This window comes from Pseudomonas sp. AC083, assembly GCF_979253165.1.
Window position 1 is genome coordinate 1 of record NZ_CEEDDH010000029.1, and the last position, 22,204, is coordinate 22,204.

The following is a 22,204-nucleotide window of genomic DNA, read 5'->3' on the forward strand; positions in this document are numbered from 1 at the left end:
TTTAATGATACGGCGACCACCGAGATCTACACCATACACTGTTCGTCGGCAGCGTCAGATGTGTATAAGAGACAGGTACTGCGCAACTTCTTGCGCACTTGGCTGCAGGGCTTGAACGCTGTGGGCTGCAGAGGATTTAACCCCTGAAATATTACGACCTGCTGCGCAACTTCTTGCGCAGTAGGGGATTTGCCGGGACCGAGGTGACTGCTTCGCGAGCAGGCTCGCTCCCACAGGGACAGTGCTGCCAGCGAAAGCGTCTTATAAATGAAACACCGCGCTCGGCTATACTCCCCGCATTTCGATCAGGCACGAGGATTCACTGTGAAGAACTGGACGTTGCGCCAACGCATTTTGGCGAGCTTTGCGGTGATTATCGCCATCATGCTGTTGATGGTGGTGCTGTCCTATTCACGATTGCTGAAGATCGAGGCCAGCGAAAACAGCGTGCGCGACGATGCCATCCCCGGCGTTTACTACAGTTCGATGATTCGCGGCGCATGGGTCGACAGTTATCTGCAGACCCAAGAGCTGCTCGGTCTCAAGGAAGGCCAGGGCATTTCCAGCGAAGACGCGGCGGACTACAAGGCGTTCGAGGCGCGTCTGCAAGAGCAGATGGCCAACTATCGCAAGACCATGGCCACCGATGAAGACCGCTCCGAGTTCGCCCTGTTCGAGAAGTACCACGACACCTACGTCCAGATTCAGGATGCCGTGCTGGACCTGCACAAGCGCAATCTTGAGGCCGACGCCGTCAGGATGTTCCATGAAAAACTGACCCCGGCCTGGTACACCGGGCGCATGAAACTCAACGACATCATTGGCGAGAACAAGCGCGTCGCCGACGAGGCCATGGCCAACATCGACGACGCGGTCGCAACGGCGAAAGTCAGCATGGTCATTTCCCTGCTGGTTGCGGTGCTGGCCGCCGGTCTCTGTGGGCTGCTGTTGATGCGCGCGATCATGGCGCCGATGAACCGCATCGTGACCATCCTCGACATCATGCGCACCGGTGATCTGAGTTCGCGCCTGAACCTCGATCGCAAGGACGAGTTCGGCGCAGTCGAAACCGGCTTCAACGACATGATGACCGAGCTGACGTCGCTGGTGTCCCAGGCCCAGCGCTCTTCGGTGCAGGTGACCACTTCGGTCACCGAGATCGCCGCCACTTCCAAGCAGCAACAAGCCACCGCCACCGAAACCGCAGCGACCACCACCGAAATCGGCGCAACCTCACGCGAAATCGCCGCCACGTCGCGCGATCTGGTGCGCACCATGACCGAAGTGTCCACCGCTGCCGATCAGGCCTCGGTGCTCGCCGGCTCCGGCCAGCAAGGCCTGGCGCGCATGGAAGACACCATGCACTCGGTCATGGGCGCGGCCGATCTGGTCAATGCCAAACTGGCGATCCTCAACGAGAAGGCCGGCAACATCAATCAGGTGGTGGTGACCATCGTCAAGGTCGCCGACCAGACCAATCTGCTGTCACTCAACGCGGCGATCGAAGCCGAGAAGGCCGGCGAGTACGGTCGCGGTTTTGCCGTAGTCGCCACCGAAGTCCGTCGTCTGGCCGATCAGACCGCCGTGGCCACGTACGACATCGAGCAAATGGTCCGCGAGATCCAGTCGGCGGTGTCGGCCGGGGTGATGGGCATGGACAAGTTTTCCGAAGAAGTACGCCGCGGTATGTCGGAGGTGCAGCAGGTCGGCGAGCAGCTGTCGCAGATCATCCATCAAGTGCAAGCGCTGGCGCCGCGGGTGTTGATGGTCAACGAGGGCATGCAGGCCCAGGCCACCGGCGCTGAGCAGATCAACCATGCGCTGGTGCAGTTGGGCGATGCCAGCAGCCAGACCGTCGAATCGCTGCGTCAGGCCAGTTTCGCCATCGACGAACTGAGCCAGGTGGCCGTCGGCCTGCGCAGCGGCGTTTCGCGATTCAAAGTCTGATGAGCGAAATCATCGCCAAACGGGGCAGTGCGCCAGTGGCGAAGCAGGCGCTGTTTCTGCTCTTTCGCATCGGCAGCGAGCGCTATGCCCTGCGCGCCACCGAAGTGGCCGAAGTGCTGCCGCGCCTGCCGTTGAAACCGATCGCCCGAGCGCCGCATTGGGTGGCCGGGGTATTTGCCTATCGTGGTGCGGTGGTGCCGGTGATCGACCTCAGCGCGCTGACGTTTGGTCAGCCCGCCGAGGCGCGCACCAGCACGCGGCTGGTGCTGGTCAATTATCAGCCGGATCAAGCCCAAGCAGCGCAGTGGCTCGGGCTGATTCTCGAGCAGGCCACCGACACGCTGCGCTGTCATCCGGACGATTTCCAGCCCTACGGCCTCGACAACCGCGAGGCGCCGTACCTGGGACCGGTGCGCGAAGATGCGCAGGGATTGCTGCAATGGGTGCGGGTCAATGACTTGCTCGATGACGCCGTGCGCGGTTTGCTGTTCCCCGATCCGCCGCGTGATCCGGCGCAGTTAGAGGCGCAGCCATGAGCAGTGAGCAGCGCTTTTTCGATTTCCTCAAGGAACGCATCGGCCTCGATGTCGCTTCGGTGGGCGCGGCGATCATCGAGCGTGCCGTACGCCAGCGCACGACGTTGTCCCAAGCCGCCCACGCCGACGAATATTGGCAGCTGTTGCAAGGCTCGCGGGATGAACAGCAGGCGCTGATCGAAGCGGTGATCGTTCCGGAAACATGGTTTTTCCGTTACCCGGAATCCTTCGCCACCTTGGGCAAACTGGCCCGTCAGCGTCTCGCCGAGCTGAACAACATGCGCGCGTTGCGCATCCTCAGCCTGCCGTGCTCGACCGGCGAAGAACCCTATTCGATCGCCATGGCCCTGCTTGATGCCGGGCTCAAGCCGCATCAGTTCAAGGTCGACGGCATGGACATCAGCCCGTTGTCGGTGGACAAGGCGCGCCGTGCTGTTTACGGCAAGAATTCGTTTCGCGGGCAGGATCTGCAATTTCGCGATCGGCATTTCATGCCTGAGCAGGACGGCCACCGGGTCAACGAATACGTTCGCGGACAGGTGCGCTGGCAAGTCGGTAATGTCCTCGATCCGACGCTGTTGGCGAGCGAGCCAGCCTTCGATTTCGTGTTCTGCCGCAACCTGCTGATCTACTTCGACCAGCCGACGCAAAAGCAGGTGTTCGAAGTGCTCAAGCGCCTGACTCGTGCCGACGGCGTGCTGTTTATCGGCCCGGCGGAGGGCAGTCTGCTCGGGCGCTTGGGCATGCGCTCGATCGGCATCCCGCAGTCGTTCGCCTTCAGCCGTCATAGCGAGCCGCACCCCGAACCGCTGCCGACGCCCAAACCGGTCGCCGTGCCGGCCAACCAACCAATGCGCAGCGCGCCGCCGCCAGCGCCAGTGCGCAATCGGCCGTTCGCTGCCGTGACGGCTTTGCCGGTGACGAAAAAAACTGCCAACCCCGATGCCGCGACATTGCTGGCCCAAATCGCTGCACTGGCCAATGAAGGCAAAAGCGCCGAGGCCCGTGCCGCGTGCGAAGACTATCTGCGCAGCCATGAACCCGTGGCGCAGGTGTTCTACTGGCTCGGCCTGCTCAGCGATGTCGCCGGCCTGAGCCTCGAGGCCCAGAGTTTCTATCGCAAGGCCTTGTACCTCGAACCGCAACATCCCGAAGCGCTGATGCACCTGGCCGCGTTGCTGCAGGCCCAGGGCGACACGGCGGGTGCCCGACGATTGCAGGAGCGCGCCGCCCGCAGCGGCCGCACCGCCGACAGTGAGCGTAAACGATGAGCGCGTCCGACACCTTGAACGTTACCCACGAAGACGCCCGGGCCATCGACGATTGCTGGAACCGCATCGGCATTCATGGCGACAAGTCCTGCCCGTTGCTGGAAGAGCACATCCATTGCCGCAACTGCTCGGTATATTCCGCCGCCGCCACGCGCCTGCTCGACCGCTATTCGTTGCAGCAGGACCAGCGTGAAGCGATGGTCAGCAAGGCCGAAACCGATGTCAAAACCCGCTCGCTGCTGATGTTTCGCCTCGGCGAGGAATGGCTCGGACTGGCCACGCGCACGCTTGTCGAAGTTGCGCCGTTGCAGGCGATACATTCGCTGCCGCACCAGCGCTCGCGGGCCTTGCTCGGCGTGGCCAATGTCCGTGGCGCCTTGGTCGCGTGCCTGTCGCTGGTGGAATTGCTCGACCTCGACGGCAGCGTTGCGCCGGCCAGCGGCGGGCGAGTCATGCCGCGCATGCTGATCATCGCTGCCCATGGCGGGCCGGTGGTGGTGCCGGTAGACGAGGTCGACGGCATTCATGCGATCGACGAACGCATCCTCGACGCGGCGTCGCAGTCCGGCGCGCAGGCCAGTGCCAAGTACACCCGTGGCGTTCTGCAATATCGCGGTCGCAGCCTGCGCTGGCTGGACGAAGAACAGTTGTTGTCCGCCGTGACCCGGAGCCTGACATGACCCCCGAGCAAATGCGCGACGCCTCTCTGCTCGAACTGTTCAGCCTCGAAGCCGAGGCCCAGACCCAAGTGCTCAGCGCCGGGCTGCTGGCGCTGGAGCGCAATCCGACCCAGGCCGATCAACTGGAATCGTGCATGCGTGCGGCGCACTCGCTCAAAGGCGCAGCGCGGATCGTTGGTATCGACAGCGGCGTCAGCGTCGCCCACGTCATGGAGGATTGTCTGGTCAGCGCGCAGGAAGGGCGTTTGTTGCTGCGTCCCGAGCACATCGACGCGTTGTTGCAGGGCACCGACCTGCTGATGCGCATCGCCACGCCGGCTAACGCGCCGCAACCTGCGGACATTGAAGCCTACGTGACGCTGATGGGGCGTTTGCTCGATCCGTCGGCGCCAGCCGCTGTGGTTGCCACGCCGCCGATGGCCGAGTTGCAGATCGAGCCCGCGCCAACAGTGACAGCGCCGATCATGGACGAGCCCGCCGAGCCGACCCCGCGTAAAAACAAACGCACCACCGAGGGCGGCGAGCGCGTCTTGCGCGTCACCGCCGAGCGCCTGAACAGCCTGCTCGATCTGTCGAGCAAATCGCTGGTGGAAACCCAGCGTCTCAAGCCGCATCTGGCGACCATGCAGCGTCTCAAGCGCATGCAGAACAACGGTCTGCGCGCGCTGGAAAATCTCAATGTGCACCTGAAGGAGCATGCGCTGAGCCTGGAAGCGCTCGAGTCGCTGGAAGATGCGCGACGTTTGCTCGCCGAGTCGCAGCAACTGCTCAGCGAGAAAAACGCCGAGCTCGACGAATTCGCCTGGCACGCCAGTCAGCGCGCGCAAGTGCTCTATGACACCGCGCTGGCCTGTCGCATGCGCCCGTTCGCCGACGTGTTGAGCGGGCAGGCGCGCATGGTTCGCGACCTCGGGCGCAGCCTTGGCAAACAAGTGCGCCTGGAGATCGAAGGCGAGAAAACCCAGGTCGATCGCGACGTGCTGGAAAAGCTCGAAGCGCCGCTGACTCATTTGCTGCGCAACGCCGTCGATCACGGCATCGAATCCCCGGAACAACGCCTGCTCAAGGGCAAGCCGGAAGAGGGCCTGATCCGCCTGCGCGCTTCCCACCAAGCCGGTTTGCTGGTGCTGGAATTGAGCGATGACGGCGGTGGCGTCGATCTTGAGAAAGTCCGCCGCAGCATCGTCGAACGGCAGTTATCCCCAGCCGAAACCGCAGCGCAATTGAGCGAAGAGGAACTGCTGACCTTCCTGTTTCTGCCGGGCTTCAGCCTGCGCGACAAAGTCACCGAAGTGTCCGGGCGTGGCGTCGGTCTCGACGCTGTTCAACACATGGTTCGCCAATTGCGCGGGGCCGTGGTGCTGGAGCAGACGGCGGGCGAGGGCAGTCGTTTCCATCTGGAAGTGCCGCTGACGCTCTCGGTGGTGCGCAGCCTCGTGGTGGAAGTCGGCGAAGAGGCTTACGCATTCCCCTTGGCGCACATCGAACGCATGTGCGATCTGGCGCCGGAAGACATTGTGCAGGTCGAGGGGCGTCAGCATTTCTGGCACGAAGGCCAGCATGTCGGGCTGGTCGCGGCCAGCCAGTTGCTCAATCGCCCGGCCAGTCAGAACGATGGCGCTACCCTGAAAGTCGTGGTGATCCGCGAGCGCGAGGCGATTTATGGGGTGGCTGTCGAGCGCTTCGTGGGTGAGCGCACGCTGGTGGTTTTGCCGCTGGACGAGCGTCTGGGCAAGGTTCAGGACATCTCCGCCGGGGCCTTGCTCGATGACGGCTCGGTGGTGCTGATCGTCGATGTCGAAGACATGCTGCGTTCGGTGGACAAGCTGCTCAATACCGGGCGCCTGGAGCGCATTGCCCGCCACGGCAATCAAGCTGCCGAAGCGGCACGCAAACGAGTCTTGGTGGTCGACGATTCGCTGACCGTGCGCGAGCTGCAACGCAAACTGCTGCTCAATCGTGGCTACGACGTCGCGGTGGCGGTGGACGGCATGGACGGCTGGAATGCGCTGCGTTCGGAGAACTTCGATCTGCTGATCACCGACATCGACATGCCGCGCATGGACGGCATCGAGCTGGTCACGCTGCTGCGCCGCGACAACCGTCTGCAATCGCTGCCGGTGATGGTCGTGTCGTACAAGGATCGCGAAGAAGACCGCCGCCGTGGACTGGATGCCGGCGCCGACTATTATCTAGCCAAAGCCAGTTTTCATGACGACGCCCTGCTCGATGCAGTGGTCGAGCTCATCGGGGGAGCGCGGGCATGAGGATCGCAATTGTCAACGACATGCCCCTGGCGGTGGAGGCCCTGCGCCGAGCGCTGGCGTTCGAGCCTGCGCATCAGGTGATCTGGGTCGCCAGCAACGGTGCCGAGGCGGTGCAACGCTGCGCCGAGTGCACACCAGACCTGATTCTGATGGACCTGATCATGCCGATCATGGACGGCGTCGAAGCCACGCGGCGGATCATGGCCGAGACGCCGTGCGCGATTGTCATCGTCACCGTGGATCGTCAACAGAACGTGCACCGCGTGTTCGAGGCCATGGGCCACGGCGCGCTGGACGTGGTCGACACGCCGGCGATCGGCGCCGGCAATGCCCAGGAAGCGGCGGCGCCGTTGTTGCGCAAGATCCTCAACATCGGCTGGCTGATCGGCGACAAGGCGCCACGTGCGCGCCCGGCGCCGAGTACGCCGCGCAGTTCGCCGTCACGTCAGCGGCTAGTGGCGATCGGTTCGTCTGCCGGTGGGCCGGCGGCGCTGGAAGTGTTGCTCAAAGGCCTGCCGAGAGATTTTTCCGCCGCGATCGTGCTGGTGCAGCATGTCGATCAGGTGTTCGCCGCCGGCATGGCCGAATGGCTGGCCAGCGCCAGCGGCCTCGATGTGCGTCTGGCCCGTGAAGGCGAGCCGCCGCAAAGTGGCGCGGTGCTGCTGGCCGGGACCAATCACCATATTCGCCTGTTGAAAAACGGCACGCTGGCCTACACCGCCGAACCGGTCAACGAGATCTATCGCCCCTCGATCGACGTGTTTTTCGAGAGCGTCGCCAGTTACTGGAACGGTGACGCCGTCGGGGTTTTATTGACCGGGATGGGGCGCGATGGCGCGCAAGGGCTTAAGCTCATGCGCCAGCAGGGTTATTTGACCATCGCCCAGGATCAGCACAGCAGTGCGGTGTACGGCATGCCCAAGGCTGCCGCGGCGATCGATGCCGCGGTGGAAATCCGCCCGCTGGAAAAGATAGCGCCACGATTGCTGGAGATTTTCCCCAAATGAACAGGTTGATCGGCAATCCAGGCCCCCGCAGTACTCAGGTGACCGCTCATGAATGATTTACAGATCGACGACATTAAAACCGACGAAAACGCCGCCATGGTGTTGTTGGTGGATGATCAGGCGATGATCGGCGAAGCGGTGCGCCGTGGGCTGTCGAATCAGGAAAACATCGACTTCCACTTCTGCTCCGACCCGCAGCAGGCCATCGCCCAGGCGGTGCGGATCAAGCCGACGGTGATCCTGCAGGATCTGGTGATGCCCGGCCTCGATGGCCTGAGCCTGGTGCGCGAATACCGCAATCATCCAGCGACCAAGGACATCCCGATCATCGTTCTTTCGACCAAGGAAGACCCGCTGATCAAAAGCGCGGCGTTCTCCGCCGGCGCCAACGATTACCTGGTGAAGCTGCCGGATACCATCGAACTGGTCGCGCGGATCCGCTACCACTCGCGTTCCTACATGACATTGCTCCAGCGCGACGCCGCGTACCGTGCGTTGCGGGTCAGCCAGCAGCAATTGCTCGACACCAATCTGGTGCTGCAACGGCTGATGAATTCCGATGGACTGACCGGGCTGTCCAACCGCCGTCACTTCGACGAGTACCTGGAACTGGAGTGGCGCCGTTCGCTGCGTGATCAGACGCAGCTTTCACTGCTGATGATCGATGTCGATTACTTCAAGTCGTACAACGACAGTTTTGGCCACGTTGAAGGCGATGAAGCGTTGCGCAAGGTCGCCGCAGCCATCCGTGACGCCAGCTCGCGGCCATCGGACCTGCCGGCGCGTTATGGCGGCGAGGAGTTTGTGCTGGTCCTGCCGAACACTTCGCCGGGCGGCGCGCGGCTGTTGGCCGAAAAACTGCGCCAGACCGTGGCGGCGTTGAAAATTCCGCACAACACGCCGGCCGAGGGTTCCAGTCTGACCATCAGCATCGGTCTGGCGACCATGGTGCCCCAGGCGGGCAGTGATTGCCGGCTGCTGATTTCGGCGGCGGATCGCGGGTTGTATCTGGCCAAGAACAATGGGCGCAATCAGGTCGGGATTGAATAACTTTCCTGACAATGCAATCCACCTGTGGGAGCGAGCCTGCTCGCGAAAGCGGTTGTGCGCTCGACATTGCCGGCGGCTGGCAGGTCGCCTTCGCGAGCAGGCTCGCTCCCACAGGAGATCGCGTCAGGTCAGTGTCAAGTGAATCACCCCCACACCCGCCAGACGGGCTGCCGCGACAGCCTGTTTACGTTATACTCGCCGGCTTTCAAAAGTTCGCCAACGAGTGCTGCCCGTCATGGAAATCAACCCGATCCTGAACACCATCAAGGACCTGTCCGAGCGCTCCGAAACTATTCGGGGGTATCTTTGACTACGATCAAAAGCATGAGCGTCTGACCGAGGTCAATCGCGAGCTTGAAGATCCGAGTGTCTGGAACAAACCTGAATACGCCCAGGAGCTGGGCCGCGAGCGTGCCGCGCTGGCGCAGATCGTCGACACCCTCGACGAACTGAACGGCGGTCTGGCCGATTGCCGCGACCTGCTGGACATGGCCGTCGAAGAGAACGACGAAGGCGCAGTGGGCGATGTCGTCGCCGAGCTGGCCCGTCTTGAGGAAAATCTGGCCAAGCTGGAATTCCGCCGCATGTTCAGCCATGAAATGGACCCGAACAACGCCTACCTGGACATCCAGGCCGGTTCCGGCGGTACCGAAGCGCAGGACTGGGCCAACATCCTGCTGCGCATGTACCTGCGCTGGGCCGACAAACGCGGTTTCGACGCGACCATCATGGAACTGTCCGCCGGTGAAGTCGCCGGGATCAAGGGCGCGACCGTGCACATCAAGGGCGAATACGCCTTTGGCTGGCTGCGTACCGAGATCGGCGTGCACCGTCTGGTGCGCAAGAGCCCGTTCGACTCCGGCAACCGTCGTCATACCTCGTTCTCCGCTGTTTTCGTCTCGCCAGAGATCGATGACAAGGTGGAAATCGAAATCAACCCGGCAGACCTGCGGATCGACACCTATCGTTCCTCTGGTGCCGGTGGTCAGCACGTAAACACCACCGACTCGGCCGTACGTATCACCCACGTACCGACCAACACCGTGGTCAGCTGCCAGAACGAGCGTTCCCAGCACGCCAACAAGGACACCGCGATGAAAATGCTGCGGGCCAAGTTGTACGAGCAGGAAATGCAGAAGCGCAATGCGGCCTCGCAGGCGCTGGAAGACACCAAGTCGGATATCGGCTGGGGTCACCAGATTCGCTCTTACGTGCTCGATGCCTCGCGGATCAAGGATCTGCGTACCAACATCGAACGCAGCGATTGCGACAAGGTGCTCGACGGCGACATCGACGAGTACCTGGAAGCCAGCCTGAAATCCGGCCTGTAACACCCTCTGTGGGAGCGGGCTCGCCCGCGATCCCCAGCCGAAGGCTGGGGGCAACGAACCTGATGGAATACTTAAAGACATGAGCGACCTACAACTCGACCCGCAAGCCCTGCAACAGGAAGAAAACTCCCTGATCGCCCTGCGCAAGGAAAAGCTTGCTGCCGAGCGCGCCAAGGGCAATGCCTTCCCGAACGACTTCCGCCGCGACAACTACTGCGATGCCTTGCAGAAACAGTACGCGGACAAGACCAAGGAAGAGCTGGCAGAGGCTGCAATCCCGGTCAAGGTTGCCGGTCGCATCATGCTCAACCGTGGCTCGTTCATGGTGATCCAGGACATGACCGGGCGCATTCAGGTCTACGTCAACCGCAAGACGCTGTCCGAAGAAACCCTGGCCGCGGTGAAAACCTGGGACATGGGCGACATCATTGCCGCCGAAGGTACCCTGGCGCGTTCCGGCAAGGGCGACCTGTACGTTGAAATGACCAACGTGCGCCTGCTGACCAAGTCGCTGCGTCCGCTGCCGGACAAGCACCACGGCCTGACCGACACCGAGCAGCGCTACCGCCAGCGTTACGTCGACCTGATCGTCAACGAAGACGTGCGCCAGACCTTCCGCGTGCGTTCGCAAGTGATCGCGCACATCCGCAGCTTCCTGATGAAGCGCGACTTCCTCGAAGTCGAAACGCCGATGCTGCAGACCATTCCCGGCGGCGCCGCAGCCAAGCCGTTCGAAACCCACCACAATGCGCTGGACATGGAAATGTTCCTGCGTATCGCGCCAGAGCTGTATCTGAAGCGTCTGGTGGTTGGCGGTTTTGAAAAGGTCTTCGAGATCAACCGCAACTTCCGTAACGAAGGCGTTTCGACTCGTCACAATCCTGAATTCACCATGTTGGAGTTCTATCAGGCGTACGCCGATTATGAAGACAACATGGACCTGACCGAAGAACTGTTCCGCGAGCTGGCGCAGCTGGTACTGGGCAGCACCGACGTGCCGTACGGCGACAAGGTGTTCCACTTCGGCGAGCCGTTCGTGCGTCTGTCGGTGTTCGACTCGATCCTCAAGTACAACCCTGAGCTGACTGCCGATGATCTGAACGACATCGACAAGGCTCGCGCCATCGCCAAGAAGGCCGGCGCCAAGGTGCTGGGCTTCGAGGGGCTGGGCAAATTGCAGGTGATGGTTTTCGAAGAGCTGGTCGAGCACAAGCTGGAGCAGCCGCACTTCATCACTCAGTACCCGTTCGAAGTGTCGCCGCTGGCCCGTCGTAACGACGAGAACCCGAACGTCACCGACCGCTTCGAGCTGTTCATCGGTGGTCGTGAAATCGCCAACGCCTACTCCGAGTTGAACGACGCGGAAGACCAGGCCGAGCGCTTCATGGCGCAGGTGGCCGACAAGGACGCCGGCGACGACGAAGCCATGCACTACGACGCCGACTTCGTCCGTGCGCTGGAGTACGGCATGCCGCCAACCGCCGGCGAAGGTATCGGCATCGATCGTCTGGTGATGTTGCTCACCAACTCGCCGTCGATCCGCGATGTGATCCTGTTCCCGCACATGCGACCGCAAGCGTAAACGTTTCAGTTAAAAAGCCGCCTAAAACAGGCGGCTTTTTATTGCCTGTCTGGTACAAATGTATCAATTGGTTAATTTGGCATTAGTAGAGGAAGTGCTGTCGTGATGGGTGCATTAGCTCAAGAAGGTGCAGCGGGTATCGCCACTGCGGTCGCTGAAAGTGTTCAGTACCAGGGCCGCAAGGCCAGCCGACAGGGCAGTGAGCAGCGTCGCCAGGACATTCTCGATGCCGCGATGCGCATTGTCGTGCGCGACGGCGTGCGTGCCGTGCGCCATCGTGCGGTCGCGGCGGAGGCCGGCGTGCCGCTGTCGGCGACCACGTATTACTTCAAGGACATCGATGACCTGCTCACCGATACCTTCGCCCAATACGTTGAACGCAGCGCGGCGTACATGGCCAAGTTGTGGATCAATAACGAGGGTCTGTTGCGCGAAATGGTGGTCAGTGCCGACGGCAGCCCGGAGTCGCGCTCACAACTGGCCGATGACATCGCGCGGCTGATGGCCGATTACGTGCACCGGCAACTGATCAACCGCCGCGAGCATCTGATGGCCGAACAGGCGTTCCGCCAGGAAGCGCTGCTCAATCCGCGTCTGGCCATTCTGGTGCGCTCGCACCAGCAGATTCTGTTGCAGGGCACCTGCCAGTTGTTCCAGGTACTGGGCTCGCGTGAACCGCAGCAGGATGCCAAGGTGTTGACGGCGATTATCGGCCGGATGGAATATCAGGGCCTGCTCAACGACGCCGAGCCTCTGGCCGAAGAGGACATGCTCGGGATTCTGACGCGGTATATGCACCTGGTGCTGGCGTCGGTCTAGCATTCGACGCTAAACCCTGTGGGAGCGAGCCTGCTCGCGAAAGCGCTCTGATATTCAACATCTGCGTTGTCTGACACAGTGCATTCGCGAGCAGGCTCGCTCCCACAAAGGCCTCAGCGCCTATGATTGGCTACGTCACGTTTTCTACAGGAGTTTCGGGTGGACGATTACCAGCAGACGATACGCATGTTGTCCGATCGCATTGTGCTGGCGCAGACGCCGATCCGCGTGCTCGATGCGGTCAAGTGGGACGACAATGTGCGCAAGGGCTTCCTCAAGGCCAAGGGCAAGGAAATGCCGGCGGTGGATCGCGACTACTACCTCAACCGCCCGCTGTCGTTCGATTCGAGCCAGGTCAAACTGGAATTCCAGAACATCGAGCGTGACATCACCCGCCAGCTCGGCCAGTTCAACCCGGTCGGGCAGATCATGCGGCGCATGTGCAAGGAATACCGCATGGTGGTGCGCATGCTCGAAGCGCGCGGCACCGAGGACTTCGGGCTGATCTCGCAGGAGCTGTACGGCGCGGCGTCCGATGCCTTCCACGCCGGTGACCCGACCCTCGCCGACCTCGGCCTGATGATGTCCGACTACCTGAACAACATCGACGGGCGCGGCGATCTGAAGGACGAGCCGAAGATCCTCACCGCCAAAGACGCGGTGCACCTGCTGCAAACCCGACTGAACAAGGTATTCGGTGAGGCCGAAGAGACGATTCGCGTGTTCGAGTCCGACGGCATCGTCGCCGACGCCGCGGCGGGCGCCGACTACATCAAGATCCGCACGGATGCGCTGTTCAACGACCGCGACGTGCGCGCCCTGGAAGTCCACGAAGGTCTGGTGCACGTCGGCACTACGCTCAATGGCTTGAATCAGCCGATCTGCACGTTCTTGTCGAAAGGCCCGCCCTCGTCGACGGTGACCCAGGAAGGCCTGGCGATCCTGATGGAAATCATCACCTTCGCCTCTTACCCGAGTCGCCTGCGCAAACTGACCAACCGCACCCGTGCGATTCATATGGTCGAGGAGGGCGCCGACTTTTTGCAGATTTACGAATTCTTCCGCGAGCAGGGTTTCGAGATGGCCGAAAGCTACGGAAATGCCAGCCGGGTGTTCCGTGGCTCGACGCCCACCGGTCTGCCATTCACCAAAGACTTGTCCTATCTCAAGGGCTTCATCATGGTTTACAACTACATTCAGTTGGCCGTGCGCAAGGGCAAGCTTGAGCAGATTCCGTTGTTGTTCTGTGGCAAGACCACACTGGAAGACATGCGGACCTTGCGGCAACTGGTGGACGAAGGACTGGTGGTGCCGCCCAAATATCTACCTGATCAGTTCCGGGATCTGAATGCGTTGTCGGCGTGGATGTGTTTCTCCAACTTCCTCAACCATTTGAGCCTGGACCGGATTGAGGCGGATTACTCCAATATCCTCTAGACCCAGCACCCAACCCCTTGTGGGAGCGAGCCTGCTCGCGAATGCGATTTCACCTTCAACATTGATGTCGGCTGATACACCGCTTTCGCGAGCAGGCTCGCTCCCACAGGTTTGATTTGTGTTCAGTTCTCTTCTTTGCGAGGTTTCACCGGATGAGAATCCTCGGCATCCTTTGCCTGCTCTTGACCCTCGGTGGTTGCAGTTCGCTGCTGTTCTACCCGGAACCGGGCCAGATCTTCACCCCGGACAAAGCCAAACTCGAATACCGCACCGTCACCCTGATCACCGCCGATGGCTTGAAGCTCAACGCCTGGTGGCTGCCGGCCAAACCTGGCGTCGAGGTCAAAGGCACGGTCCTGCATCTGCACGGCAACGGCGGCAATCTGCCGATGCATCTGGGCGGCAGCTGGTGGTTGCCGAAGAACGGCTATCAGGTGCTGCTGGTCGACTATCGCGGCTACGGTTTGTCCGAAGGCAAGCCGAGCCTGCCAGCGATCTATCAGGACATCGACGCGGCGTTCGCCTGGCTCGACAACGCGCCTGAGGTCAAAGGCAAACCGCTGGTGCTGCTCGGGCAGAGTCTGGGCGGCGCGATGTCGGTGCATTGGCTGGCGCAGCACCCGGAGCGGCAAAAACAACTCAAGGCCCTGGTGCTGGATGGAGTGCCGGCCAGTTATCGCAGCGTCGGCCAATTCGCCCTCAGCACTTCGTGGCTGACCTGGCCATTGCAAGTGCCGCTGTCGTGGCTGGTGCCGGACGGCGACAGCGCGATCAACTCGATGGCGCAGTTGACCGGCGTGCCCAAGCTGATCTTCCACAGCATCGACGATCCGCTGGTGCCGATGGCCAACGGCATTCGCCTGTATCAGGCAGCGCCGCCGCCGCGTGTGTTGCAACTGACCCGTGGCGGTCATGTGCAAACCTTCGGCGACCCGGTATGGCGTCAGGTCATGCTGCGCTACCTCGATGATCCCGAACACTTCGACGGCCTGCGCCGCCTCGGCGAAATCCCCAATTATCCGAAACCCCCGAATTCTGAAGATGAGAGTCCGCAATGAGTGAAGAACGTAACGCCATCCCGCTGATCATCACCGGTATCTGCAGCATCCTCGGCACCGTCGGGGCGCTGTGGTACTACGGCTACCTGCATTTTGCCAAGCCGGAGGATGCGTTGCTGCTCAGCGAATTCACCATGCTCAAGACCGTGCCGGGCGAGGACTACAAAGTCTCGCTGACACCCGCGCCGCAAGTGGCGCAGTGCATCGATGGCGTGCTGGTGTTGTTTGATACCGAGCAGAAAGGGTTGACCGGGGTGTTGATCAACGCGCAGAAAAAAGCTGTGCGGTGTATGGGTGAGGAAACTCCGCAGAAGCTTGAGCAGTAACCCCATCAAATGTGGGAGCGAGCCTGCTCGCGAATACGGTTTCACCTTCAACATTGATGTGAATGACACTCCGCTTTCGCGAGCAGGCTCGCTCCCACAAGGAATTTCTGGTCGCGCATGAAAAAGCCCCGCCTGATCAAGTCAGGCGGGGCTTTTGCGTTACCGGATGGAGCTTAGTTCGAGCTCACCGAAGAGCGCGGTGCTACTGGCTGGTTGTCGTTGGAAATGGTCACTTCCACACGACGGTTCATGGCACGGCCCGAGACGCTGCCGTTATCCGCTACCGGGTACTCCTTGCCATAACCCTGAGCGACGATGCGCGAAGGGTCGACGCCCATCTTGATCAGAGCCATCTGCACGGAAGTCGCGCGACGCTCGGACAGCGACTGGTTGTAGCTCGCGGTGCCGGTGCTGTCGGTGTAACCCTCGACGATCACTTTGCGGTCCGGGTTTTCCTGGAGGAATTGCGCCAGTTTGTTGATGTTCACCAGGCCGCTGGATTTCAGATCAGCCTTGTTGGTGGCGAACAGCACGTCACCGAAAGTTACCAGCGTACCGCGATCGGTCTGCTTGGCGTTGAGGCTGTCCTGCAGTTGTTTGATCTGCTGGTCACGGGCATCCAGACGGGCCTGGGCACGTTGGGCTGCGGCGTTTTTCAGGTTGTTTTCAGCGGTGCGCAGAGCGATGGTCTGCTTGGCCACTTCGACGCGCTGGTTAGTCAGGTAAGCCAGTTGGTCAACCTTGGCTGCATCTTCTTTGTCCAGATAGGCCTTGTCGGCCTTGTCCAGGTAATCGCTGGCGTCTTTGGTTTCCAGTGCCGCGACTTTGCTCGCCTGTGGGTTGGCCTGCAGGCCGGCGTAGTTGGTGCGCGCCTGTTCCAGGTTCGGGTTAGGCGGGGTGGAGCAGGCAGCCAGTGCAACGCTTGCGGCCAGAAGAGCGGGAATCATCAGTTGCTTACGCATAATTTGTCGTCCTTTCTATCGGTAAGAGTTTCAGCTTTGCGGTCGGGATGCGCGCTTACTGCACGGTGCGCTGGCTTTCCTGACGCAGTTCCTGAACACCTTTCTGGGAATCCTTCACAGCCTGTTCGGCCTTGGCGGCCTGAGCCTTGCGTTCAGCGACGCGAGCGTCCCATTCAGCCTGTTCGGACAGGCGACGGGCCTCGTCGTACTTCTTGTCGTGCATGGCGATTTCAGCTTGTTTCAGCTTGTCCTGAGCCTGCTTCATTTCCACCGCAGCGAACTCGGTACCGCCAGCGCTGACGGCGCTGTTGACGGCCGATTGAGTGACGGCGTACTGCTCGGTCGGAGGATTACCGGCGCAACCGGCCAGTACGAAGCTGGTGCCGATGGCCAGAGCGGCCAGTTTCAGACCGCGCAGGTGGGAAAACGAGGTTTGGGTTTTCATGGTCTTCAACTCCATTAGGCATCTCCTGAAAATACAACTGAATCCATCCTGGCAGAGGAGGCGAAAGCATCGCTTGTAGACGCGAATTGAAACGCTCGTTCCAGGCGTGGTTACCTGTTCCGACCGGCGGCATTTTTGAAAAGTTCAGAAAAGATGGCCTATCGCCAAAAATTAAATTGACCGTTTGGACAAGGCTCTGGGACGGGAACTTTGGGGCTTTGGAGCGGTACGCGCGGGGGTAGATTTGTCCGTCGATAAACCAATTTTCGAACTGGAATACAGCCCATGTGGGAGCGAGCCTGCTCGCGAATGCGATGTGTCAGCCAGCGCAAATGCTGAATGAAAATCCGCATTCGCGAGCAGGCTCGCTCCCACGGTTTAGATGTGTGTCGAATCAGTGCTTCTGTTTGTTCTCAGCCGAGGACAAATCATGCAAATGCCGCCGCGACAACGCCAGAAAACGCGGCGTCGGGCCGACATCCTCATACAACGGATCACCTTCCTCATCGGTCGCCACTACCGTCGAACCCTTCACATACGGCAGGCTCGCTTCGAACTCCTCAAGCGCGGCGCCGATCAGTTCGCCGAGCAGTTCCTCGGGATGACGTTTGGGATACATCTCGGCAATTGCCGCCAGGCGCGCGGCGGCCTCGACGTCCAGATGAATCGTGTAGCCGGTGTCGGTCAGGCGACCTTTGGCGTTTTCTTCCCAATGCTGGGCGAGTTCACGAATTTTCATGATGACCTCATTTAGCGCCTGCTGATGGCAGGCCTGGGTGAGTGTCCGGCAGCGCCGGCGGCGGGCCGTCGTACGGCTTACTGTTGAGACTAGCTTTCGCCGGCAAGGTTTAAAGTCAATTCGTCGCCTGCTTGTAAGAAGCGGCGCAGAGCGGCACTCTCTGGCAAAGCATTCGTTTCTGCGCTGTCCCCGATTACCGCTGGAGAACTGCTGATGACCGATATTGATGCACGCTTGCGCGAAGATGTTCACCTGCTCGGAGAGCTGTTGGGCAACACCATTCGAGACCAGTACGGCGAGGCGTTCCTCGACAAGATCGAGCAGATTCGCAAGGGCGCCAAGGCCGACCGGCGCGGCTCGATGGACGCTGAACTGAGCGCCAGCCTCAATCAATTGAGCGAAGATGAATTGCTCCCGGTCGCGCGGGCCTTCAACCAGTTTCTCAACCTGGCCAACATCGCCGAGCAATATCAGCTGATCCATCGCCGCGAGGAGTCGCAACCGGCGCCGTTCGAGTCGCGGGTGTTGCCGGAACTGCTCGCGCGCCTGCGCAGTGAAGGGCACAGCGCCGAATCTCTGGCCCGGCAACTGGCGCGGCTGGAAATCGAACTGGTGCTGACCGCGCACCCGACCGAAGTGGCGCGACGCACGTTGATCCAGAAGTACGACGCGATCGCCGCGCAACTGGCCGCGCAGGACCATCGCGACCTGACCAGCGCCGAGCGCGAGCAGATCCAGAGCAAACTGCAACGGCTGATCGCCGAAGCCTGGCACACCGAAGAAATCCGCCGCACCCGCCCGACCCCGGTCGATGAAGCCAAGTGGGGCTTCGCGGTGATCGAGCATTCGTTGTGGCAGGCAATCCCCAACCATATGCGCAAGGCCGATCAGGCGCTGTTCGCCGCCACGGGTCTGCGCTTGCCGCTGGAAGCCGCGCCGATCCGCTTCGCCTCATGGATGGGCGGCGACCGTGACGGCAACCCCAATGTCACCGCCGCCGTCACTCGCGAAGTCTTGCTGCTGGCGCGCTGGATGGCCGCTGACTTGTACCTGCGCGACGTCGATCATCTGGCTGCCGAACTGTCGATGCAGCAGGCCAGCGATGCGCTGAAGGCCAAGGCCGGCGACAGCGCCGAACCTTATCGCGCAGTGCTCAAACAATTGCGCGAACGTCTGCGCGCCACACGCAATTGGGCGCACGCTGCATTGACCGCGCCGACCCCGGCCACCGCCGATGTGCTGCACGACAATCGCGATCTGCTCGAGCCTTTGCAGTTGTGTTTCAACTCGCTGCACGAGTGCGGCATGGGCGTTATCGCCGACGGGCCGTTGCTCGACTGCCTGCGTCGGGCGGTGACGTTCGGCCTGTTCCTGGTGCGCCTCGATGTGCGTCAGGATTCGACCCGGCACAGCTCGGCAATGACCGAAATCACCGATTACCTCGGCCTCGGCCGCTACGAAGATTGGGATGAAGAACAGCGCATCAACTTCCTCACCGAGGAGCTGAGCAACCGTCGACCGTTGCTGCCCGCGCATTTCAAACCATCGGCGGATACCGCCGAAGTGCTCAACACCTGCAAGGAAATCGCCGCCGCGCCCGCAGCGTCGCTGGGCTCCTACGTGATCTCCATGGCCGGCGCCGCTTCCGACGTGCTCGCGGTGCAACTGCTGCTCAAGGAATCCGGCGTCCTGCGGCCGATGCGCGTGGTGCCGCTGTTCGAAACCCTCGCCGACCTCGACAACGCCGGGCCGGTGATGGAGCGTCTGTTGTTGTTACCGGGCTATCGCGCGCGTTTGCATGGCCCGCAGGAAGTGATGATCGGCTATTCCGACTCGGCCAAGGACGCCGGCACCACCGCTGCGGCGTGGGCGCAATATCGCGCGCAGGAGCGCTTGGTGGAAATCTGCCGCGAACAGCAAGTCGAGCTGCTGCTGTTCCACGGTCGCGGCGGCACCGTTGGCCGTGGTGGCGGTCCGGCGCACGCGGCGATTCTGTCGCAACCACCGGGTTCGGTGGCCGGGCGTTTCCGTACGACCGAACAGGGCGAAATGATTCGTTTCAAATTCGGCCTGCCGGACATCGCCGAGCAAAACCTCAATCTGTATCTGGCCGCCGTGCTCGAAGCGACCTTGCTGCCACCGCCGCCGCCGACTCCGGAATGGCGCCATCTGATGGACGAATTGGCGGCGGACGGTGTCAGCGCTTACCGCCAGGTGGTGCGGGAAAATCCGCAATTCGTTGAGTACTTCCGTCAGTCGACCCCGGAGCAGGAGCTGGGACGTTTGCCGCTCGGCAGTCGCCCGGCCAAACGCCGTGCCGGCGGTATCGAAAGCCTGCGGGCGATCCCGTGGATCTTCGGTTGGACCCAGACGCGACTGATGCTGCCGGCCTGGCTGGGTTGGGAGACTGCGCTGAGCAAGGCGCTGGAGCGCGGCGAAGGTGAGTTGCTGGGGCAGATGCGCGAACAGTGGCCGTTCTTCCGCACTCGCATCGATATGCTGGAAATGGTCTTGGCCAAGGCCGACGCGGATATCGCGCAGTCCTATGACGAACGTTTGGTCGAAGCCGATCTGCTGCCGTTGGGCGCGCAGTTACGCGACCTATTGTCGCAGGCATGCACCGTCGTGCTCGGTCTGACCGGGCAGTCGCAGCTGCTGGCGCACAGCCCCGACACCCTCGAATTCATCCGCTTGCGCAACACCTACCTCGACCCGCTGCATCTATTGCAGGCCGAGCTGTTGGCGCGTTCGCGGCAGCAGGATGTCGAGCAGGGCAGCCCGGTGGAACAGGCGCTGCTGGTGTCTGTAGCAGGGATTGCCGCCGGATTGCGCAATACCGGCTAAGGTTGCTGATCACCTCAGGCGACGTTCGCGACAAGGGGCGGATGCCGCTTCTCCTGCTGTAGGAAAGTGCCGCGAAGCGACAGTTATTGATGGGGTTGCGACTTGGGTTACCGCGTCGCGAGGTCACGGCGGGCGTCGGTTTCTCCGACTTTTGGCGTCTTGTGTGGGCGCAGCCTGCTGTGTATCTTGATCAGCCTTTGGCCGTTTGTGCGGCCACGACCCGTATTTTCAGGATCCGCCGGTTACGAGCGAATCCTTTGTTTTGTAAAGCTTTTATATAAAAAATTGAGGAGCACATCGATGCGCGTCATTCTGCTGGGAGCTCCCGGGGCCGGTAAAGGTACTCAGGCAAAGTTCATCACCGAGAAATTCGGCATTCCGCAAATCTCCACCGGCGACATGCTGCGTGCTGCGGTCAAGGCTGGCACTCCACTGGGCGTGCAAGCCAAGAGCATCATGGATGCCGGCGGCCTGGTGTCGGATGACCTGATCATCGCGCTGGTCAAGGACCGCATCGCTCAACCTGATTGCGCCAACGGTTTCCTGTTCGACGGCTTCCCGCGCACCATTCCGCAGGCTGAAGCGCTGGTCACTGCCGGTGTCGAGCTGGACGCTGTGGTTGAAATCGCTGTTGAAGACGAAGAAATCGTCCAGCGCATCGCCGGTCGCCGTGTTCACGAAGCCAGCGGCCGCGTTTACCACATCGTCTACAACCCGCCGAAACTGGCTGGCAAGGACGACATCACCGGCGAAGAGCTGGTGCAGCGCAAGGACGACACCGAAGAAACCGTGCGTCATCGCCTGTCGGTCTACCATTCGCAGACCAAACCGCTGGTGGATTTCTATAAGAACCTTTCCGCCAACAACGGCGGCAAGCCAAAGTACAGCCACATCGAAGGCGTGGGTTCGGTCGATGCAATCACCGCCAAGGTGTTGGCCGCGCTGAGCTGAAAAGTCTGATCGGCTGCATCATCCACGGCCCGCTTGCGGGCCGTAGTTGTTTATACTGACGCACTTTTTTCCCCACCCCTGTTTTGGAAACATCGATGAGCACCTTGCTGGCCCTGGACACCGCGACTGAAGCTTGCTCCGTTGCCTTGCTGCATGACGGCAAGGTCACGAGCCATTACGAGGTGATCCCGCGTCTGCATGCGCAGAAGCTGCTGCCGATGATCCAGCAATTGCTCGCCGATGCGGGCACCACGTTGCAAGCGGTCGACGCAATTGCCTTCGGCCGTGGCCCGGGCGCGTTCACCGGTGTGCGCATTGCCATTGGTGTGGTGCAGGGTTTGGCCTTTGCTTTGGATCGTCCGGTGTTGCCGGTATCCAACCTTGCCGTGCTGGCACAGCGTGGCTTTCGTGAACATGGCGCAAGCCAGGTGGCAGCCGCCATCGATGCGCGGATGGATGAAGTGTATTGGGGCTGCTACCGCGAGACGGCGGGGGAGATGCGTCTGGTTGGCGCCGAAGCGGTGCTGCCGCCGGAGGTGGCTGCGCTACCGGCCGATGCCACAGGTGACTGGTTCGGTGCCGGTACCGGTTGGGGTTATGGTGGGCGCATTGCGGTCAATCTGAGCGGCTCGGACGCCGGCATGCTGCCCCACGCCGAAGACCTGTTGACCCTGGCGCGTTTCGCCTGGGAGCGCGGTGAGGCGATCCCGGCAGATGATGCGCAACCGGTCTACCTGCGCGATAAAGTTGCCACCCCGAAAGCCCGCTGATTCGACACTTTCTCCTGTGGGAGCGAGCCTGCTCGCGAAGGCTTCTGGTCAGTCAATGCATGTGTTGAATGTGCTGGACCCTTCGCGAGCAAGCTCGCTCCCACAGGTTTGCTGGTCACATACAAATATCGCCAATCGTCAGTTTCTGCTCCCTCGCTTAAAACCTTTTGCGCTTTATGTGT

At 61.4% G+C, this 22,204-nt stretch carries 19 protein-coding genes; 16 read left to right on the top strand and 3 right to left on the bottom strand.

The window, feature by feature from the left end; translation table 11 throughout:
- The first annotated feature begins 324 nt into the window (after positions 1-324).
- The 13 genes from AC0IXA_RS26745 (at position 325) to AC0IXA_RS26805 (ending at position 15,311) form a co-directional block, all read left to right on the top strand.
- Positions 325-1,947, top strand: coding sequence for a methyl-accepting chemotaxis protein (locus AC0IXA_RS26745; protein ID WP_039762401.1), 1,623 nt, complete (start codon positions 325-327; stop codon positions 1,945-1,947).
- Positions 1,947-2,483 carry a chemotaxis protein CheW gene (locus AC0IXA_RS26750; protein ID WP_471814836.1) on the top strand — a complete coding sequence of 179 codons (537 nt, stop codon included), beginning with the start codon at positions 1,947-1,949 and terminating at the stop codon, positions 2,481-2,483. The genes AC0IXA_RS26745 and AC0IXA_RS26750 overlap by 1 nt, the downstream gene beginning before the upstream one ends.
- Positions 2,480-3,754 (top strand): CheR family methyltransferase, encoded by a 1,275-nt coding sequence (locus AC0IXA_RS26755; RefSeq protein ID WP_471814837.1) that lies wholly within the window; start codon positions 2,480-2,482, stop codon positions 3,752-3,754. The genes AC0IXA_RS26750 and AC0IXA_RS26755 overlap by 4 nt, the downstream gene beginning before the upstream one ends.
- Positions 3,751-4,434 carry a chemotaxis protein CheW gene (locus AC0IXA_RS26760; RefSeq protein ID WP_341639173.1) on the top strand — a complete coding sequence of 228 codons (684 nt, stop codon included), beginning with the start codon at positions 3,751-3,753 and terminating at the stop codon, positions 4,432-4,434. Before AC0IXA_RS26755 ends, AC0IXA_RS26760 begins: the two co-directional genes overlap by 4 nt.
- On the top strand, positions 4,431-6,701 hold the full coding sequence (locus tag AC0IXA_RS26765; protein WP_460154295.1) for a response regulator: 2,271 nt from the start codon (positions 4,431-4,433) through the stop codon (positions 6,699-6,701). Before AC0IXA_RS26760 ends, AC0IXA_RS26765 begins: the two co-directional genes overlap by 4 nt.
- Entirely contained in the window at positions 6,698-7,708 is a 1,011-nt protein-coding gene (gene cheB, locus AC0IXA_RS26770) for a chemotaxis response regulator protein-glutamate methylesterase (protein WP_071174510.1), read from the top strand. Before AC0IXA_RS26765 ends, cheB begins: the two co-directional genes overlap by 4 nt.
- A 48-nt stretch (positions 7,709-7,756) precedes the next feature.
- A complete protein-coding gene (locus AC0IXA_RS26775; protein WP_024011741.1) occupies positions 7,757-8,758 on the top strand; it encodes a response regulator in 1,002 nt (333 codons plus the stop codon).
- 235 nt (positions 8,759-8,993) lie between these two features.
- A protein-coding gene (gene prfB, locus AC0IXA_RS26780) for a peptide chain release factor 2 (RefSeq protein ID WP_099758102.1) occupies positions 8,994-10,089 on the top strand; the annotation gives its coding sequence in 2 pieces (ribosomal slippage) (positions 8,994-9,065 and positions 9,067-10,089; 1,095 coding nt in all).
- Between the two features lie 79 nt (positions 10,090-10,168).
- The gene (gene lysS / locus AC0IXA_RS26785) at positions 10,169-11,671 is read left to right on the top strand and encodes a lysine--tRNA ligase (RefSeq protein ID WP_471814838.1); all 1,503 of its coding nucleotides are present in this window, start codon (positions 10,169-10,171) and stop codon (positions 11,669-11,671) included.
- A gap of 105 nt (positions 11,672-11,776) precedes the next feature.
- The gene (locus tag AC0IXA_RS26790) at positions 11,777-12,490 is read left to right on the top strand and encodes a TetR/AcrR family transcriptional regulator (RefSeq protein WP_016771505.1); all 714 of its coding nucleotides are present in this window, start codon (positions 11,777-11,779) and stop codon (positions 12,488-12,490) included.
- Between the two features lie 186 nt (positions 12,491-12,676).
- Positions 12,677-13,927 (top strand): flavohemoglobin expression-modulating QEGLA motif protein, encoded by a 1,251-nt coding sequence (locus tag AC0IXA_RS26795; protein WP_166554750.1) that lies wholly within the window; start codon positions 12,677-12,679, stop codon positions 13,925-13,927.
- Between the two features lie 152 nt (positions 13,928-14,079).
- Positions 14,080-14,985: an alpha/beta hydrolase gene (locus AC0IXA_RS26800; RefSeq protein ID WP_471814839.1), complete on the top strand. Its 906-nt coding sequence runs from the start codon at positions 14,080-14,082 to the stop codon at positions 14,983-14,985.
- Positions 14,982-15,311, top strand: a complete 330-nt coding sequence (locus AC0IXA_RS26805) for a hypothetical protein (RefSeq protein ID WP_076566070.1) — start codon at positions 14,982-14,984, stop codon at positions 15,309-15,311. The genes AC0IXA_RS26800 and AC0IXA_RS26805 overlap by 4 nt, the downstream gene beginning before the upstream one ends.
- Before the next feature lie 173 nt (positions 15,312-15,484).
- On the opposite strand, the gene AC0IXA_RS26810 is transcribed toward AC0IXA_RS26805, so the two are convergent.
- The 3 genes from AC0IXA_RS26810 to AC0IXA_RS26820 all read right to left on the bottom strand — a co-directional run bounded on the left by AC0IXA_RS26810 (position 15,485) and on the right by AC0IXA_RS26820 (position 17,457).
- Entirely contained in the window at positions 15,485-16,273 is a 789-nt protein-coding gene (locus tag AC0IXA_RS26810) for a lipotoxin F family OmpA-related lipoprotein LptF (protein ID WP_024011746.1), read from the bottom strand.
- 55 nt (positions 16,274-16,328) lie between these two features.
- Positions 16,329-16,733 carry a DUF4398 domain-containing protein gene (locus tag AC0IXA_RS26815; RefSeq protein ID WP_024011747.1) on the bottom strand — a complete coding sequence of 135 codons (405 nt, stop codon included), beginning with the start codon at positions 16,731-16,733 and terminating at the stop codon, positions 16,329-16,331.
- A 379-nt stretch (positions 16,734-17,112) separates the two neighbouring features.
- Entirely contained in the window at positions 17,113-17,457 is a 345-nt protein-coding gene (locus tag AC0IXA_RS26820; RefSeq protein ID WP_016771500.1) for a hypothetical protein, read from the bottom strand.
- A gap of 213 nt (positions 17,458-17,670) precedes the next feature.
- Here AC0IXA_RS26820 and ppc point away from each other — a divergent pair, with 213 nt between their 5' ends.
- From ppc to tsaB, 3 genes are all read left to right on the top strand, one after another.
- The gene (gene ppc, locus AC0IXA_RS26825) at positions 17,671-20,301 is read left to right on the top strand and encodes a phosphoenolpyruvate carboxylase (protein ID WP_110645880.1); all 2,631 of its coding nucleotides are present in this window, start codon (positions 17,671-17,673) and stop codon (positions 20,299-20,301) included.
- Positions 20,302-20,601: 300 nt separating this feature from the next.
- The gene (gene adk, locus AC0IXA_RS26830; protein ID WP_024011750.1) at positions 20,602-21,252 is read left to right on the top strand and encodes an adenylate kinase; all 651 of its coding nucleotides are present in this window, start codon (positions 20,602-20,604) and stop codon (positions 21,250-21,252) included.
- 95 nt (positions 21,253-21,347) lie between these two features.
- Positions 21,348-22,022, top strand: coding sequence for a tRNA (adenosine(37)-N6)-threonylcarbamoyltransferase complex dimerization subunit type 1 TsaB (gene tsaB, locus AC0IXA_RS26835; protein ID WP_471814840.1), 675 nt, complete (start codon positions 21,348-21,350; stop codon positions 22,020-22,022).
- The last annotated feature ends 182 nt before the right edge of the window (positions 22,023-22,204 follow it).

What these genes read in the sequence shown, in the direction of transcription:
- AC0IXA_RS26775 (WP_024011741.1), top strand. Translation starts at nt 7,757, where the DNA reads ATGAATGATTTACAGATCGACGACATTAAAACCGACGAAAACGCCGCC.
- AC0IXA_RS26805 (WP_076566070.1), top strand. Translation starts at nt 14,982, where the DNA reads ATGAGTGAAGAACGTAACGCCATCCCGCTGATCATCACCGGTATCTGC.
- adk (WP_024011750.1), top strand. Translation starts at nt 20,602, where the DNA reads ATGCGCGTCATTCTGCTGGGAGCTCCCGGGGCCGGTAAAGGTACTCAG.
- ppc (WP_110645880.1), top strand. Translation starts at nt 17,671, where the DNA reads ATGACCGATATTGATGCACGCTTGCGCGAAGATGTTCACCTGCTCGGA.
- AC0IXA_RS26815 (WP_024011747.1), bottom strand. Translation starts at nt 16,733, where the DNA reads ATGGAGTTGAAGACCATGAAAACCCAAACCTCGTTTTCCCACCTGCGC.
- AC0IXA_RS26795 (WP_166554750.1), top strand. Translation starts at nt 12,677, where the DNA reads ATGTTGTCCGATCGCATTGTGCTGGCGCAGACGCCGATCCGCGTGCTC.
- cheB (WP_071174510.1), top strand. Translation starts at nt 6,698, where the DNA reads ATGAGGATCGCAATTGTCAACGACATGCCCCTGGCGGTGGAGGCCCTG.
- AC0IXA_RS26810 (WP_024011746.1), bottom strand. Translation starts at nt 16,273, where the DNA reads ATGCGTAAGCAACTGATGATTCCCGCTCTTCTGGCCGCAAGCGTTGCA.
- lysS (WP_471814838.1), top strand. Translation starts at nt 10,169, where the DNA reads ATGAGCGACCTACAACTCGACCCGCAAGCCCTGCAACAGGAAGAAAAC.
- AC0IXA_RS26790 (WP_016771505.1), top strand. Translation starts at nt 11,777, where the DNA reads ATGGGTGCATTAGCTCAAGAAGGTGCAGCGGGTATCGCCACTGCGGTC.
- AC0IXA_RS26820 (WP_016771500.1), bottom strand. Translation starts at nt 17,457, where the DNA reads ATGAAAATTCGTGAACTCGCCCAGCATTGGGAAGAAAACGCCAAAGGT.
- AC0IXA_RS26765 (WP_460154295.1), top strand. Translation starts at nt 4,431, where the DNA reads ATGACCCCCGAGCAAATGCGCGACGCCTCTCTGCTCGAACTGTTCAGC.
- AC0IXA_RS26800 (WP_471814839.1), top strand. Translation starts at nt 14,080, where the DNA reads ATGAGAATCCTCGGCATCCTTTGCCTGCTCTTGACCCTCGGTGGTTGC.
- AC0IXA_RS26760 (WP_341639173.1), top strand. Translation starts at nt 3,751, where the DNA reads ATGAGCGCGTCCGACACCTTGAACGTTACCCACGAAGACGCCCGGGCC.
- tsaB (WP_471814840.1), top strand. Translation starts at nt 21,348, where the DNA reads ATGAGCACCTTGCTGGCCCTGGACACCGCGACTGAAGCTTGCTCCGTT.
- AC0IXA_RS26750 (WP_471814836.1), top strand. Translation starts at nt 1,947, where the DNA reads ATGAGCGAAATCATCGCCAAACGGGGCAGTGCGCCAGTGGCGAAGCAG.
- AC0IXA_RS26755 (WP_471814837.1), top strand. Translation starts at nt 2,480, where the DNA reads ATGAGCAGTGAGCAGCGCTTTTTCGATTTCCTCAAGGAACGCATCGGC.